Below are 14,372 nucleotides of genomic sequence, written 5' to 3' on the forward strand. Positions count from 1 at the left end.
GACAAACCGGACCGGCGGCTTTATTGGCGAAGATTAAATGATGAAGAGTAAGCCGGTCTTTGCGCCCACTCTGGGCTCATTTCAGACAAACCGGACCGGCGGTTTTATTGGCGAAGAGTAAAAGCCGCATTAAGCCGGTCTTTACGCTCAGGTGGACACAATTCGGGTAAACCGGACCAGTAGTTTTATTGGCAGAAAGCAAGACAAAACATAAGCACCGCAGCATTCATACCATGGCCGTTTATGACCCCTTGCTTTATTATTAACACAATTGTAACTTAATCTTTATTCCCGTAATCCCTTATTCGCTCCGCAGCTCTGCTGCGGGGCGTTTTTTTCATGCGGGCCTTACCTACAAACAGGTCAGTTTTATGAGCAGCAAGCCGAACATTATTATTTCCAGTCTTGATCTGGAGCGCCTGGAACGTTTATTGGATTCCCTGCCCGGCAAAGCCTTCCCGGGAATGAATGAGCTGGAAGAAGAGCTGGAACGGGCTCAGATTGTCGCACCGCGCGATGTTCCGGCAACTGTTGTTACCATGAATTCTACCGTGCGTTTTCAGGTAAAAAATACGCAGGAGGAATTCTGTCTGACGCTGGTGTATCCAAAAGACATGGACACCACGGGCGGTACAATTTCTATTCTGGCGCCGGTCGGCAGTGCCCTGCTTGGTCTGTCGGTTGGCGATGAAATTGAGTGGCCAGGTCCCAGCGGCAAGGCGATGCAGGTCTCTATCGGAGAGATTCTGTATCAACCGGAAAGTGCCGGTGAATTCCACCGCTGATTTTCCTCGCGGGGTGCCTGTAGTTAATGGCGCCCTGCGTCTGTGAACCACGTCTCTTTTCAGATAAATAATGCCGATAAAATGCGTCGATAATCCACGGTGTCTGGCATCTTTATCCAGACTCCTCGCACCTAAGCATTAATATATTTGTTATTTTCATGTCAGCGCTGTATGGCAGCTGCGTTTCAGTCGCTATAATGCCGCTCTGAATTCATACAGGGAGGCGAATGCCAATGAAAGTTTTATCCGTACTCAGTCGGCCGGTGAAAGAAAAACTGGCACATGCGGACCACAGGGATCTTACCAGCTCCGGCTTCTGGATCGGTCATTTATTAATGATTGCGGCCACTATTGCCGGTGTGTATCTGGCCGCTCAGGCCGGTTTGCAGCAAGCCATCCTGTTTGATGATATCACCAGCAAAGAAACCAACTACTATCTGCGTCAGTCCTTATACGACGAAGTCAACACCAATGTCGAAATTCTGCGCAAATACAATGAAGAGTATTTTTCCCGCGGAATTTCTGTGCAGGAACTGAAGCAGAACAACCCGAAAATCAGCCGTTATGTGTGGGAGACGATGAAATACTCGCCCAACACACTGGAAACCCCGAGCTATTTCCTCAGCGAGATTCAGAATTTCTACCGTAATGTGGATGATCTGATTGAGAAGCGCGAAAAGTTCACCTATGGGCCAACCTACGCGACCAAGCTGCTGGTTGAACAGCTCGATAACATGGAAAAAAACGTCTTGCCTAAGTTGGCAGCAAACAGCAATAAACTGGCAGACGAACTGATGGTCTATAACGTTGACGTCCGCGAAGAGAAGGATATTGCCAGTGAGTAATAAATATTGCCCGCGTTGCAGCAATTCTCTGCTGACGCCAATGGCCTATGAAGGTGAAGAGCTGGATGTCTGCCGTAAATGCGGCGGTATGTGGTTTGAAAAAAACGAGCTGAATTCTCTGTTATCGGCCTTTGATAATGGTGACGATGCCGTCCAGTTTGAAGAACAGCTGGGCAAGCGTCTGGGACAAACCGATGCCGACTGTCCGCAGTGCAACGCCAAGCTGTACAACTACCATCTGCTTGAATCTTTTCAGGTGGAGGTCGATATCTGTCATAAGTGTGACGGCACCTGGATTGACCACGACGAACTGGAAGAAGTTAAGCACTCGCCACGCCTGCGTGATGTATTAAACAACATCAACCAGAAAACCAGTTGGAAAACCTGGCTGTTCCAGTTTTTGTCACAAATGCCGGTGGAATATAACGTTAAACCGCATCGTACCCCGGTGGTGACCTGGGCACTGATTATTATCAACTGCCTGATCTACTTCTCTTACGCCTTCGACGAAGAAATGACCATGCAGGTGTTTGAGCTGTTTGCCAGCACGCCATCGGATTTTGCCCACGGCGAACATCTATGGACACCATTAACAGCAACCTTTCTGCACGGCAGCCTGGTGCACCTGCTTGGCAATATGTACTTCCTCTGGCTGACCGGTGACAACCTCGAGGATGCGCTTGGTCGCTGGCGCTTCCTTGGTCTGTATCTGATCTGTGGTCTGGGGGCCAGTGCCTTCAGTATCGGCATGAACTGGAACAGCACCATTCCAAGTGTCGGCGCCAGCGGTGCAATTGCCGGTCTGTTTGGTATGTATATGATCTGGTTCCGCCATGCCAGCCTGACCTTTATGATTCTGGTCTGGCAGAAAAAGCTGTCCGCAGCATGGTACTTCCTGATCTGGTTAGGCATTAACCTGTTTGGTATGGCCGTTGGTGGCGGTGGTATCGATTACTGGGCACACGTCGGTGGTTTTATTATCGGTGTTGTTATTGCACTGATACTGAAAAATTACGTGATGAACCGTAATCCGGTGATTGCTATGCTGGCGAAACCACACGCTCAGCTACTGCGCTGAATAGTATCCGGCATAAAAAAACGGGCGCTTACAGCGCCCGTTTTTTCGTCCGGAACTTTTATTATTTAAAAGACGTACGGTCTTTAAAAGGTTTTGGCTCTTTATCTTTACCAGCCAGACCATTGGCCATGGCAATACGCTGATTTTTACGTCCCAGTAAACGTGCCTGCACCCAACGCTCCCAGCGCAGTGCTTTCCAGGTATCGGCTTTCCAGGATTTTTTGAATAAATATTTGGTAGCGGCAATGGCATCCGGTGATTTGCTGGCAATCACTTCTGCCAGTGCCTGAGCATCAGCCAGCGGATCGGCCGACAGCTTGCTGAGCAGACCATATTCATAGCCTTCCTGCGCGCTGAACTGACGGCCGGTCATGGTCAGTTCCTGGGCGATATCCACGCGGGTTAAGCGTGACAGCGTCACCATACCGCTCATATCCGGAATCAGGCCCCACTTCATTTCCATAATAGATAAGTTGGCATCCGGTGTGGCGATACGGTAATCGCAGGCCAGCGCAATCTGCATACCGCCACCGAAGCAGTTACCGTGAATGGCACAGATCACCGGCACCGGCAGGTCACGCCAGCAATGGGCAATCTGCTGGGCGATATTCTGTTTGGTCCAGGGCCATTTTAAAAAGACTTTAGGCACCATCATCGGATCTTTGCTCAGCGCTTTAAAATCCAGACCGGCACAGAAAGAGTCGCCTTTGGCGGCCAGAATAACGGCGCGCACGCTGCGGTTTTTACGCAGTTTTTTCGCACAGGCGATCATCTCTTTAAACATCGGCATATCCAGCCCGTTGAGTTTTTCCGGGCGGTTCATATACACGTAAGCAATATGATCTTTGATTTCGCAGAGAATACGGTCGGTGCTGCTCATAAGGTTTCCAGATGGTTTATACGGTTGAGGCCGTCTCCGGCCGCTGTTGTTACAGCCCGGTTAACGGCAAAGCATCAAAAAGTGTGGTGATGATTTCACAGATAATGACGACCAGCCATGATCAATCTGAACAGATCAGAAACCCAAAAGCGCAGCGCTCAGCAAATAAGGCGCGACAGACAGCCAAATGCCGGAATAAGGCAGCCCCACATCGGAAAATAAAACTCAGCGTCGCAGCAGCAGCGACTCATCAATAGCAATAAAGCGGTCGGCAGCTTTAATCAGCGCCTGGGCGGTTAACGCCTCAACACCAAAAGCCCAGGCCTGGGCACCGCTGCGTTTAACCCGCTCCAGTGCCAGATCAAAATCGCCATCTCCGGAGGCCAGCACCACGATATCGGCTTCAGGCGCGGCATCCAGTAAATCAATGGTGATGCCCACATCCCAGTCGCCTTTGGCCGAGCCATCGCGGCGCTGAATAAAAGGCTTAAGCCGTACTTCAAAACCGATATTGTGCAGAATGCGCTGAAAATTCATCTGCGCCGCATCACCACGGTCGATGGCATAGGCCACCGCGCGCACTACTTCGCGCCCGCCGGCCAGCTGATCCCAGAAGGCCTGATAATTAAAATGGCAGCCGAAGGTCTGGCGCGTGGTGTAATAAATATTCTGCACATCGACAAACAGGGCAATGCGTTCTTTCATAAATTCACCACAGGAGATAAGCACCGATAAAAAGAAAAAGCGGCCCAGTAAATCAGGCCGCAGCAAGAGCCGAGAAGCGCGGGGAGGCGCACGCTGAATTACCAGCCCTGCGTATTGTCCTTCACCAGCTGCGCCATCATACCGATATGATCGGCACGGTCATTCAGACAGGGAATATAGTGATACTCGCGGCCGCCGTTATGCAGGAAGGTTTCGCGGTTTTCCACATCCAGCTCTTCCAGGGTTTCCAGACAGTCGGCAGCAAAAGCCGGGCTGATCACATCCACCCGGCCAACACCGGCTTTACCCCAGTCGGTGAGGGTAAAATCGGTATAAGGCTTCACCCACTCTTCCCGGCCAAAACGCGACTGAAACGAGCACAGCCACTGTTCTTCGTTTAATCCAAGCTCGGCAGCCAGCGCCTGTGCAGTTGCCCGACACTGTGACGGATACGGATCACCACGGTCTTCATAACGCTGCGGAATACCGTGAAACGACATCAGTAAACGGTCGCCCTGACCGTGCTCAGCCCAGTATTCGCGCACCGAATCAGCCAGCGCTTTGATGTACGCCGGGTGCTGATGGTATTCGTTGACCCAGCGGGTTTCTGGCAGATGCGGACAAGGCTTCAGCGCCTTAGCCAGACGATCAAACACCGCCGCTGTGGTGCTGGAAGAAAACTGCGGATACAGCGGCAGCACCAGCATTTTATCGACGCCGGCGGCGCGCAATTCGCGCCCGGCCTGCTCCATCGACGGCTGGCCGTAGGTCATCGCCAGTACCACCGGAATATCGCAACCATACTGTGCCTTTAAGGCCTCTTTAAGAGCCTGCTGCTGGGCACGGGAAATGGTCATCAGCGGTGAACCATGCTCGCCCCAGACCGAGGCATAAGCCTTGGCCACCCGGCCCGGACGAATGCGCAGAATCACGCCATGCAGAATCAGCCACCACAACGGCCGTGGCACATCGACCACGCGCTTATCCCAGAGAAATTCAGCCAGATATTCGCGCACGGCCTTCGGTGTCGGCGCTTCGGGAGTACCAAGGTTGGCGAGCAGCACGCCAAAAGGCGGGCGTTGAGGCAAATTCACGGGCGTAATCTCCTGCCTTGTATAAGTTTTGCCTAAGTTTATCGGAACCGTGGCAGAGGGTCATCCGTGATTATCTGATCCGGCTGATGAAAGCCGATAAGGCAAGCCGGTATTGGGTGAAATTCAGGTCTGTATACAGGGGGAATAACTCTGTCATGATGCCAGTGTCTGCCGATTGCGCGCAGCAACCCCATGATGGAGTACAGCGATGAAATTTCTGCAGTTAAAAATACCGCCACTGCTGCTGGCTGGCCTTACCGCCTTGCTGATGTTATTGCCGGTGATGTTGCGTACCGGTCATATCAGCGGCTGGCATGGCCTGCGCTCTCCGCTATTGGTTATCACGCTTGCCCTGTTTTTCGCCGGCGCCGTCTTCTGCCTGGCCGGAGTTGCCAGCTTCCGCCGTGCCCGCACCACCGTTAATCCGATGCGCCCGCAACAGGCCAGCACATTGGTGCAGACCGGGGTTTATCGCCTGAGCCGTAACCCCATGTATACAGGCTTCGTACTGCTGCTTGGCGCGCTGGCGATGGTGCTGGGTAATTACCTGAGCGCGCTGTGCATTCCGCTGTTTATGTCTTATATGAATCACTTTCAGATTGAGGCCGAAGAAAAAGCCCTGAGCGAATTATTCGGCGACGAATACCGCGCTTACTGTCAGCGGGTAAGGCGCTGGCTGTAAGGCCGTATTCAGAACACCATCAGCGGAGCGGCATTTACACACCCAGTGTCAGGCGGCGCGTAAAACACCGCGGCTTCGGGCCCGGTGTAATCTTCATCGCGCAAAGAAATTCGTAATAACAGGCGGTCATCGAACAGCAGTTCCAGATCATCCTCGCTGAGGCTGACCGAGGTAATGCGACAGCCAATCAAAGCCGGCAAACTCAGGGCGACGCCACTGTCGCACAACAAACGCAGCGGATTAAAAACCGCCAGATGGCCACGATCAAACTGCAGATTAAGGCCTGCAATATCCAGATAACCTGCACGCTCTGTGGCCTGCATTATTTTGTCAGCCGGACTGGCCTGTTGTAAGCAGGCGCCCTTCAACAGGGCCTGCGCTGCTGCTGCATCCATCCTGTATCTCCTCAGCCGCTGAGTGGCTTCTGATATTTTCCGTCGGCTCTGGCCATCAGAGCTGACGGCGCCCGGCAGCCAACAATCGCCGGCGCCTGCTGAATCAGACTGTCATCTTCCACAGCATGCACCATAAACAGCGCAAAGTCGGTACGCCGGGTCAGATTACTGGCCAGAACGGCATCGCCCACATGTTCGCTCCAGCGCGGTAATCCCTCCGACTCGCCCTCTTCCAGATCGCTGCCGCGCACCACTGTCCAGCGACTTTTACTGTTAAACACCCGGCGGCAGGCCTCTTCCTGATCACTCAGATCCGCCAGCCGTAACCAGCGTGCCAGCCGCCCGAACAGCGCGACGAATAACCGCAGCTGCCAGGAATAACGGTCTTTACCATCGCGTGAAATATGCCAGCCGCAGGAAAACACCAGGCGTGCCTCCGCCGGAGCAAAATCCAGCACCGCCTGCGCCGTGTTGGTGGCGTAGCCCTGCACGCCCCAGGGCACCAGCACCGTCAGCACCGCATCACAATCGGCGACCGCCGCACGGATAACCTCGCGCTCATCCGTACGACCGGGAAAAATACGGATCTGTCCGGCAAAGCGGCTGAGCTTAGCGACACTTTGCGGGCGGCAAACGCCCACCACTTCATAACCCCGTGCCAGCGCGTGTTCGGTCATATACTGGCCAAGTTTGCCCGAGATACCAACGATGCAGATTTTCTTCATAGCCTGAGCCCTCATTTCAGTTTGCCCAGCTTATCCATACGAAAAACGTATAGAAATCCGCTAAAGTTGCATCATTCATATACATATCTGTATAAGCACAATGAATTTAAGGAGGGAAGACTATGGACTGGGGCTCGGTAAACTTCGACTGGAACCACGCCCGCGCGTTTTTAATCAGCGCTGAGCAAGGCTCGCTGTCGGCCGCCGCACGTCTGCTCAATACCAGCCAGCCCACCCTCAGCCGTCAGGTCGCGGCACTGGAACAGGAACTCGGCATCACCCTGTTTGAGCGGGTCGGTAAAGGACTGCAGCTGACCGACAGCGGCGCTGCCCTGCTTGAGCACCTGCGCCCCATGGGTGAAGCCGCCAACCGCTTTGCTTTAACGGCCGCCGGGCAATCACAACTGACCGAAGGCCCGGTCTGTATTGCCGCCAGTGAAATTGACGCCATATTCCGCCTGCCCGCCGTAATCGACGCTATCCGCCAGCGCGAACCCGGCATCCAGCTGGAAATTGTGGTCTCCAACAACATCAGCGATTTACAGCGGCGTGAAGCCGATATTGCTATCCGCAGCCTCCGCCCCGAACAGCCCGATTTAATCGTCAGGAAACTCGCCGACGAACCTATCTGGCTGTACGGCAGCCACGAGTACCTTAATAATCTGGATACGGTTAATAAGACTGCCGGCAAGAGCAAAACAAGCATTGACCCACATATTCAGATTATCGGTTTTGAACGTAACGACAGACTGATGAATATTCTTAACCAGCATGGCTGGCAGCTGAGCCAGAAGAATTTTTCCATCGTCACTACCTTTCAGATGCTGCAATGGCAACTCGTCAAACAAGGCAATGGCCTTGGCTTTTTTCCGCAACAGATTGGCGATGCCGAGCCCGCATTCCGTCGCGCCTTCAGCGAACGCGGCGCACCGGTAACCGTACCGCTGTGGCTGGTCTGCCACCGGGAATTGCGCACCAATCCGCGAGTTAAGCGGGTATTTGATTTGTTGGCGGAGATGCTGACGGAGGAGAATTAATAAAGGCTTTTAACCAGCAGCGTTTCAGGGCGGTTAACGCTGGAAAATACCAATTCTCCACTGAACCAATGACAGAATCAGTGACTGATACGGTGAAAGACAAATAAAAAAATGGCGTGCCGTAGCACGCCATTTTCCATCAGACCGAAGCCTGACAATTACTGCACGTAGCGCAATTTTGACGTCCAGTCCTGCTTCTCACCCACACCCATTTCAACAGTGAAGGTTTCGTTAGCGCCTACCGAACCCGACCACATATACAGATGATCGGTCCAGGAACCTGACGGCCAGCGCTGCAGATAATAATCTTTGCCGCTCACCGTATCGCGGTCAACAAATACCACCTGATCGCCGTTTTTCAGACAGTCGCCATCGTCATTCAGAATACGGATACGTAATTTATTGGAGGCATTATCCTGTTTGGTAAAGTAAGCATAATTACCGCCACCACCGCCAAGCCACCAGTTCCAGTAGGAACCGGCACGCAGATTACCCTGTACCTGCACAAAGTCGTTACTGCGAATACAGAAAGCGCGGTTTTTCGGATACCAGTTATCCAGATTAAAACTGGCTGCCGCATCGCTGGCACTGCCATTCACCTTAATCCAGCCGTCGTTATCGCTGGCGTTAATTTTGATATAAGCGCCATTGGCCTGGTTACGGAATTTCACGGCGGAATAAGGCTGATTCACAAAGCGGTAGCTTTCGGTGCGGGTGTTGTCATCGGCATAGGAGAAACCGGCAATCGGATAATGATCGGACAGTTCCTGATACTGATAATTTTTGTTTTCCCAGCGTGGCGAGGTCACGTCCAGCGACTGGTTATGCCAGTAAGTTGGCTGCGCATGATCACGGGAAACAAAAATATAATCGAGGTATTCGCTGGGCAGGTCCGGATAATTATAGGCGGCAATACCGTTGGATTCCGGGTCCCAGGATGTATCAAATCCAGCGTAGGCATCCGGTGCATTCACATGCAGGGTTTCCAGCATATCCGGGTACTCAGCACTGTTTTTAATTACGTTAAAGTCGCCACCAATAAACACAATCTGATCAGCCGGAATATTTTTGCTGGCAATAAACTGCTGCATTTCGGTGAACTGACTTTTACGCACGGCAGCCGGGTCGGAACAGGCGCCGTCTTCGGCCTGGGCATGGGTACCAATCACATGATAGTCATGACCATTTTTATCCAGACGGATATAAACAAAGCCTTTATTGGCTAACCAGTCTGCACCGCAGCCGTCCTTGTAGACGTACTGAATTTTTTCCTCAATAGGCCAGCGGCTGACAACAGCCACCCCGCCATCTTCCGGAGCGGTACTACTGTATGCACCCAGAGTCTGATTCCAGCCGCTTTGGGTGCGGCCCAGTACCGGAGTCTGATACGGATACTGACCTTTCAGGCCATCCAGCAGGGTTTGCGCCGGCCCATTATCAAAAAGCTCGTTAAGAATAATGGCGTCGTGCCCATGAATAACGTCCGATTGCAGAATCAGTTCCGCACGGGTTTGTTGTGACCAGTCGGAAATAGCACCGGTCAACATGTACACGTTGTAGGCCAGCAGCTTTAAATCGTCCGCATACGCCAGATTGCTGGCAGGGGTTTCGGGTGCAGGAGTGGGCGCCGTGGCTTCCTGAGTGACGGTTGGCGTGTCAGACATGGCCTGACTGCTCATAGCGGCCAGCAATAAAGAAGCGGCCATCAGCGGTTTGAATGCAGCGTTTTTCAGAGTCATGTTAATCCCGGATTTATTATGTTTATCAGATTGGGATTCCCTTCCCCTACCTGTCATTCTAAAGAGCAACGGAGCCAGTAAAAATGGTCCCATCGTGCCAATTCATATCAGCATCTCAGGTAAACATGAAATCTGGGGCTGTGGCCTGCTATCCAGGCGCAGCCAGCCCCGGTTCGGGGCAAAGAAAAAGCCCATACAAATTTACATTTGTATGGGCTTTCTGATTTTTTGAAAGCGCAACGGAACTGAGTCTGTCAGGCTCCCAGCAATAGCAAATGCCTGCGCTTCTTATAAGTCAGGGCAAGCTCAATACAATGGCGCAGCGCAGGTTCAGGCAACACAGCGGAGAGGTTTAATACAATGGCCCTGTTGCTCTGAAACGCCAATACATCGCCATACAAAACCCGGAAGGTATCAACGAGTTTGGTGTTGCAGTTAAAAAACAGATAATAGTTATGCGGAGTATCAGGCTTCCAGCCGATCCGGATCGGGCTGCCTGTTTTAGCACTGTAGCTAGGCTCACCCCATTTCAGAGATTCTTCAACGGCACCTGACTGCAGATTTTCAGCGGTCTGAAAAATCAGGCTCCGCAACGAGGAAAGCTGATGACGGGCAGAGTCCGGGTACTGATCGAAACGGGTTTTTACGTTCTTATCCATTCAAAATCTCTGCTGTTATCTGGTGTCCAATCTGCTCTTTTTTATAAGAGCCGAAGCCCCTACTCAGTTAACAGCCCGATGTGCTCACAGGGTAAACCGCATTTTCGTATCACCATAAAAATCGTATCAATATCAGGCTCAATGGTCTGAATAAGTGTTTTATCTTTGAGGATAATATTTACCTGTAAAGAGTGCCCCTGAGCGACCAGGTCAACGCTGTCAGGGTTATCAATCAGGGTGTCAATGGCTTTATTCCAGGTTACGTAGTGTGGAAGTTGATCTGGTGTCACTCCAGGCTCCCACCCTGCCTTGGAATTCAGGCGGTAATAATCTGAATTTGAACCTGGGCCCGCACAACCCAATAAAAATGACATTAGCAATATCGGAAGCGATTTCATGATCAATCCCTATATAAAAGCAATCTATCAGCTATAAACAAACTAAAACATGGTTCTCAGCATTTTATAAAACCAGACTCGCGTGAAATAAAGCATTCAGCTCATCCATTACCGACTGCTCTTTCCCTGTACGGTCAGCAAAGGATTCCAGACGCTCTAATTCAGATTCGATAAACTGATTCAGCTCCGGAATCGGCGGTGCAAGTTCCTTTTCCAGGCTTATCTTCTTGCGTTCCAATAATGCTGATATTTGTCCATTCAGTTTGCTGTCGCCGGCAATCATCTGGCGCAGAGTCTCAAACTCAATGGGTGCTGGCTCGCGATACTTCTCCAGCCACATAATGGACAGCAACGGGCGTAATACATAAAAGTATTTCTTGATTGGCACCAGATCATCACGCAGATAACCCCGGTAGTTCGTTTTTGCCATGCTGCGGTAATGGTATATCCCTTTTTCAACGCAATAGACCGTACTCAGCAGCTCACGCGACCTGTGCGCAAAATCACCGCGATCAAGGTAAACAATGGGCGACTGCAGCCACTCGACAAAGGCCGGATTCGAGCGCGAGAACAGCTTTAAGGCTTTGCGGATATCCCAGCCGTTGATGTCGATTTCATCGACAATCGGATACTCGATAACATCCCGCTTATCTTCCAGATCCACCGCCACATACCAGTCTTTAGGATGTGCATAGATAAACCGCACATCGTAATCACTGTTAGGTGACTCGAACCCCCAGGCACGGCTGCCCGATTCAACCGCGTAAAGAACACGGACGCCGTGCTCTTTTTCGGCATTTTCAATGCGGGTAAGGATCTCTTTTTTAACAGCGGGTTCAATCATAATGATGTCTGGTTAACCTGGTAATCACCGTCGATACAGGGCTTATGCCCGTGACGCTGTAAATACATAACACCTTATCACAGGGTATTTTTTAAATTATTTAACTCTTCGCCACTGAGTATAACGGGTGACACAACAGGTTCACCAGACTCAGTAAAAAGCGGAGAATTACGATACTTAGCACCGATACGCATGGATAAAATAATCCACAAAAATCTTACAATCATACCGGGGAGTCCTTTTTGCTTCGGCTTCGGTTCTCCTATAGCAGAATCCACATTGACTATTGCGATATTCTTGCCAAAATCTTCGGCCATCTTTGCACGATTCAGCACCGAATGAATAAGGCCGATAAATGAAACCTTAGGATCAGGCAGCGCATTACCAAGGGGAGTGTTACAGCAGGCGGCATACCAGCGGATCATCCCCTGATCGCTAAGCCGCACAGCCGCGAGATTCTCCTTACCTTGTGAAAAAACCACACGGGGCTGTGCCAACTGCACAATTTCAGTCCCTCCCTGTGCATCCAGAACATCACCTGCCCGGCCTAAAAATTTCGCAAAAGCCTGACAGTCGGCACAGTAACATACCACCCGACTACAGGTTCCGGCCCCCCGAACATGACCACTAAGAGCCCCGCATTGACACTGAATTTTGTGCATATTTTTACTCGTTACTGAACAATGCTATCTGGATAGCTTTTATGATGCATGTTTAGGGCCTGTTAACACTAATTAAAGTTAAATCTTATTTCTGGTGATCATTCTGATACTCAGGCATTAAGTGCCTGTCGGTTTTACTTTGGGGTGCGTTAAAGCGGAGGAAAGTCACAGGTCATTTTCATGCATTACAGGACGATCCGGTAATATCCGCCATACTCCCCATCCTTAGTCCCATTGTGTGTGACCTGCCAGCCCAATTTCTGGGCCACTCTCTTGCTTGCCACATTATCGTCAGCAATAAAAACCTGAACGGACTCTGTGTCGATCTCAGCCGACAACCTTTCAAGCGCCAGTCTGGAGGCCCTTACCACTATGCCATTACCCCAGAACTCCGATCTGATGAAATAGCCGAAGTCCAAAACACCTTCGATCTCTTTAACACCGCAGAATCCGATGAACTCATCAGTATCAGATTGAGCAATAGCAAAACGTGACGGGTTATCAAGCGCATTCTCAAACCACGAATCCGCCTCATCTTCTGTTAAAGCCCGGCGGGGCCCAAGAAACCTCATAACCCGGGAATCCTGAAGCATGGCCATAACCGCTGTTTTATCCTGACGTTGAAGATCTCTTAGTTTTACCGGAATCATAATGCTGGTTTCACCATGCCGCGACAAGCTAAGCGGCTCAGTTAGTGTGCCTATAGGTTTACGAGAATTTCTATGCTAATTAACAAGTAAATCTATAATATTTGAGAGCTCTCCAACAGAGCCTTTATACATTTCAACAAACTTACAGTTTTTACAGGTGATATTTATATACTGTTTACTATCGACATTGAAAATTTTCGCGTTCCTCGTTATTCAGGGCGAACGGATGATGTTAACCAGCTGCCTGTTCTACTTCGATCGCGGATAACATCCGCTCCCACAACACCGACAGGGTCCGGCTTGCCACAAAAAGAAAAGCCCATACAAACTCGCGTTTGTATGGGCTTTAAAATAAAAGGAGTCAGCCGATAAGCCCTGAATTTCTGGATCGTCGTCGTGGGCAGCCACTGTCCCGACAGAACCGGCTTAGGACCAAAGAAAAAGCCCATACAAACTCGCATTTGTATGGGCTTTAAAATAAAAGGAGTCAGCCGATAAGCCGGGTTCTGTCGTGGACAGTCATTCGTCTAGGCCTGCAATCACTCACAGGCTCAAGCAACCTACCCGTTCCCAGCGCGGGCCGCGCCTATAGGGAACCTATTTGGTCTTGCTTCGGGTGGAGTTTACCGTGCCACGAACTGTTACCAGTCGCGCGGTGCGCTCTTACCGCACCCTTTCACCCTTACCTGATCCCGCTTGCGCGGGCCATCGGCGGTTTGCTCTCTGTTGCACTGGTCGTAGGCTCGCGCCCCCCAGGCGTTACCTGGCACCCTGCCCTGTGAAGCCCGGACTTTCCTCCCCCCACACTGTTGCCAGCGCGGGCGACGACTGTCTGGCCGACTCCGGGCGCGAATTCTACAGGAATACGGAGTAAGTGCTATAAAAACTGAACCCGCCAGCCAGACCATCTGGCGTTAAGCCGGTATTCGGGCGCGGAATCTACAGGAAAGGAAAACAATAGCCAGACCGGTATTCGGGCACCGGTTCTGCAGGAAAGGGAAATAACCAAACCAGTGGGAGCGGCATTTCTGCCGCGCTGATAATCGTGACTGAAAGTCACTCCCACTACTAAAAGTCACTCCCACTGAATCAACCATCGTATTCAGTCAATTGTCTGCGGCCGGGGGAATACCCGCAGGCACCTGTGTTTAAGCTTTTCCCTGCATTTCCAGCGCTTTCTGGTACAGCTCTTTT

At 51.3% G+C, this 14,372-nt stretch carries 17 protein-coding genes and 1 other RNA gene; 5 read left to right on the forward strand and 13 right to left on the reverse strand.

The window, feature by feature from the left end:
* The first annotated feature begins 371 nt into the window (after positions 1 to 371).
* The 3 genes from rnk to B3P58_RS04040 all read left to right on the forward strand — a co-directional run bounded on the left by rnk (position 372) and on the right by B3P58_RS04040 (position 2,708).
* On the forward strand, positions 372 to 785 hold the full coding sequence (gene rnk, locus B3P58_RS04030; RefSeq protein WP_286716182.1) for a nucleoside diphosphate kinase regulator: 414 nt from the start codon (positions 372 to 374) through the stop codon (positions 783 to 785).
* A 233-nt stretch (positions 786 to 1,018) separates the two neighbouring features.
* Positions 1,019 to 1,630: a hypothetical protein gene (locus B3P58_RS04035; protein WP_286716183.1), complete on the forward strand. Its 612-nt coding sequence runs from the start codon at positions 1,019 to 1,021 to the stop codon at positions 1,628 to 1,630.
* Positions 1,623 to 2,708, forward strand: a complete 1,086-nt coding sequence (locus B3P58_RS04040) for a rhomboid family intramembrane serine protease (protein WP_286716184.1) — start codon at positions 1,623 to 1,625, stop codon at positions 2,706 to 2,708. The genes B3P58_RS04035 and B3P58_RS04040 overlap by 8 nt, the downstream gene beginning before the upstream one ends.
* A gap of 61 nt (positions 2,709 to 2,769) precedes the next feature.
* On the opposite strand, the gene B3P58_RS04045 is transcribed toward B3P58_RS04040, so the two are convergent.
* From B3P58_RS04045 to hemH, 3 genes are all read right to left on the reverse strand, one after another.
* A complete protein-coding gene (locus tag B3P58_RS04045) occupies positions 2,770 to 3,588 on the reverse strand; it encodes a crotonase/enoyl-CoA hydratase family protein (protein WP_225690992.1) in 819 nt (272 codons plus the stop codon).
* 225 nt (positions 3,589 to 3,813) lie between these two features.
* A complete protein-coding gene (locus tag B3P58_RS04050; RefSeq protein ID WP_286716186.1) occupies positions 3,814 to 4,293 on the reverse strand; it encodes an NYN domain-containing protein in 480 nt (159 codons plus the stop codon).
* Between the two features lie 98 nt (positions 4,294 to 4,391).
* Complete coding sequence (gene hemH, locus B3P58_RS04055) at positions 4,392 to 5,387, reverse strand: ferrochelatase (RefSeq protein ID WP_349676560.1); 996 nt, start codon at positions 5,385 to 5,387, stop codon at positions 4,392 to 4,394.
* 208 nt (positions 5,388 to 5,595) lie between these two features.
* On the opposite strand from hemH, the gene B3P58_RS04060 reads away from it, so the two are divergent.
* The gene (locus tag B3P58_RS04060) at positions 5,596 to 6,069 is read left to right on the forward strand and encodes a methyltransferase family protein (RefSeq protein ID WP_225690989.1); all 474 of its coding nucleotides are present in this window, start codon (positions 5,596 to 5,598) and stop codon (positions 6,067 to 6,069) included.
* An 8-nt stretch (positions 6,070 to 6,077) separates the two neighbouring features.
* Here the strand turns inward: B3P58_RS04060 and B3P58_RS04065 are convergent, their stop codons facing one another.
* Positions 6,078 to 6,464 carry a hypothetical protein gene (locus tag B3P58_RS04065; protein ID WP_286716189.1) on the reverse strand — a complete coding sequence of 129 codons (387 nt, stop codon included), beginning with the start codon at positions 6,462 to 6,464 and terminating at the stop codon, positions 6,078 to 6,080.
* Between the two features lie 11 nt (positions 6,465 to 6,475).
* Entirely contained in the window at positions 6,476 to 7,189 is a 714-nt protein-coding gene (locus tag B3P58_RS04070; RefSeq protein WP_286716191.1) for an NAD(P)-dependent oxidoreductase, read from the reverse strand.
* Positions 7,190 to 7,311: 122 nt separating this feature from the next.
* On the opposite strand from B3P58_RS04070, the gene B3P58_RS04075 reads away from it, so the two are divergent.
* Positions 7,312 to 8,226 carry a LysR family transcriptional regulator gene (locus B3P58_RS04075; protein WP_286716193.1) on the forward strand — a complete coding sequence of 305 codons (915 nt, stop codon included), beginning with the start codon at positions 7,312 to 7,314 and terminating at the stop codon, positions 8,224 to 8,226.
* Positions 8,227 to 8,384: 158 nt separating this feature from the next.
* On the opposite strand, the gene sph is transcribed toward B3P58_RS04075, so the two are convergent.
* The 8 genes from sph to rnpB all read right to left on the reverse strand — a co-directional run bounded on the left by sph (position 8,385) and on the right by rnpB (position 14,022).
* Complete coding sequence (sph, locus tag B3P58_RS04080; RefSeq protein WP_286716195.1) at positions 8,385 to 9,965, reverse strand: sphingomyelin phosphodiesterase; 1,581 nt, start codon at positions 9,963 to 9,965, stop codon at positions 8,385 to 8,387.
* A gap of 254 nt (positions 9,966 to 10,219) precedes the next feature.
* A complete protein-coding gene (locus B3P58_RS04085) occupies positions 10,220 to 10,624 on the reverse strand; it encodes a DUF1801 domain-containing protein (RefSeq protein ID WP_286716197.1) in 405 nt (134 codons plus the stop codon).
* 59 nt (positions 10,625 to 10,683) lie between these two features.
* Positions 10,684 to 11,022, reverse strand: a complete 339-nt coding sequence (locus B3P58_RS04090; protein WP_286716198.1) for a hypothetical protein — start codon at positions 11,020 to 11,022, stop codon at positions 10,684 to 10,686.
* A gap of 64 nt (positions 11,023 to 11,086) precedes the next feature.
* Positions 11,087 to 11,866 (reverse strand): nucleotidyltransferase domain-containing protein, encoded by a 780-nt coding sequence (locus tag B3P58_RS04095; protein ID WP_286716199.1) that lies wholly within the window; start codon positions 11,864 to 11,866, stop codon positions 11,087 to 11,089.
* 77 nt (positions 11,867 to 11,943) lie between these two features.
* Positions 11,944 to 12,528 (reverse strand): DUF6151 family protein, encoded by a 585-nt coding sequence (locus tag B3P58_RS04100; RefSeq protein ID WP_286716201.1) that lies wholly within the window; start codon positions 12,526 to 12,528, stop codon positions 11,944 to 11,946.
* Between the two features lie 185 nt (positions 12,529 to 12,713).
* On the reverse strand, positions 12,714 to 13,178 hold the full coding sequence (locus B3P58_RS04105) for a GNAT family N-acetyltransferase (protein WP_225690980.1): 465 nt from the start codon (positions 13,176 to 13,178) through the stop codon (positions 12,714 to 12,716).
* Between the two features lie 75 nt (positions 13,179 to 13,253).
* A complete protein-coding gene (locus B3P58_RS20745) occupies positions 13,254 to 13,391 on the reverse strand; it encodes a zinc ribbon domain-containing protein (RefSeq protein WP_414716559.1) in 138 nt (45 codons plus the stop codon).
* 266 nt (positions 13,392 to 13,657) lie between these two features.
* An RNA gene (gene rnpB / locus B3P58_RS04110) (RNase P RNA component class A) lies at positions 13,658 to 14,022 on the reverse strand.
* Between the last annotated feature and the right edge of the window lie 350 nt (positions 14,023 to 14,372).

It is taken from the genome of Thalassolituus sp. UBA2009, assembly GCF_002335285.1.
Lineage (GTDB): Bacteria > Pseudomonadota > Gammaproteobacteria > Pseudomonadales > Oceanobacteraceae > Venatoribacter > Venatoribacter alkanivorans.

Coding starts and splice junctions, on each gene's coding strand:
- rnk (WP_286716182.1), top strand. CDS start 372: ATGAGCAGCAAGCCGAACATTATTATTTCCAGTCTTGATCTGGAGCGC.
- B3P58_RS04035 (WP_286716183.1), top strand. CDS start 1,019: ATGAAAGTTTTATCCGTACTCAGTCGGCCGGTGAAAGAAAAACTGGCA.
- B3P58_RS04045 (WP_225690992.1), bottom strand. CDS start 3,588: ATGAGCAGCACCGACCGTATTCTCTGCGAAATCAAAGATCATATTGCT.
- B3P58_RS04050 (WP_286716186.1), bottom strand. CDS start 4,293: ATGAAAGAACGCATTGCCCTGTTTGTCGATGTGCAGAATATTTATTAC.
- B3P58_RS04060 (WP_225690989.1), top strand. CDS start 5,596: ATGAAATTTCTGCAGTTAAAAATACCGCCACTGCTGCTGGCTGGCCTT.
- B3P58_RS04065 (WP_286716189.1), bottom strand. CDS start 6,464: ATGGATGCAGCAGCAGCGCAGGCCCTGTTGAAGGGCGCCTGCTTACAA.
- B3P58_RS04070 (WP_286716191.1), bottom strand. CDS start 7,189: ATGAAGAAAATCTGCATCGTTGGTATCTCGGGCAAACTTGGCCAGTAT.
- B3P58_RS04075 (WP_286716193.1), top strand. CDS start 7,312: ATGGACTGGGGCTCGGTAAACTTCGACTGGAACCACGCCCGCGCGTTT.
- sph (WP_286716195.1), bottom strand. CDS start 9,965: ATGACTCTGAAAAACGCTGCATTCAAACCGCTGATGGCCGCTTCTTTA.
- B3P58_RS04085 (WP_286716197.1), bottom strand. CDS start 10,624: ATGGATAAGAACGTAAAAACCCGTTTCGATCAGTACCCGGACTCTGCC.
- B3P58_RS04090 (WP_286716198.1), bottom strand. CDS start 11,022: ATGAAATCGCTTCCGATATTGCTAATGTCATTTTTATTGGGTTGTGCG.
- B3P58_RS04095 (WP_286716199.1), bottom strand. CDS start 11,866: ATGATTGAACCCGCTGTTAAAAAAGAGATCCTTACCCGCATTGAAAAT.
- B3P58_RS04100 (WP_286716201.1), bottom strand. CDS start 12,528: ATGCACAAAATTCAGTGTCAATGCGGGGCTCTTAGTGGTCATGTTCGG.
- B3P58_RS04105 (WP_225690980.1), bottom strand. CDS start 13,178: ATGATTCCGGTAAAACTAAGAGATCTTCAACGTCAGGATAAAACAGCG.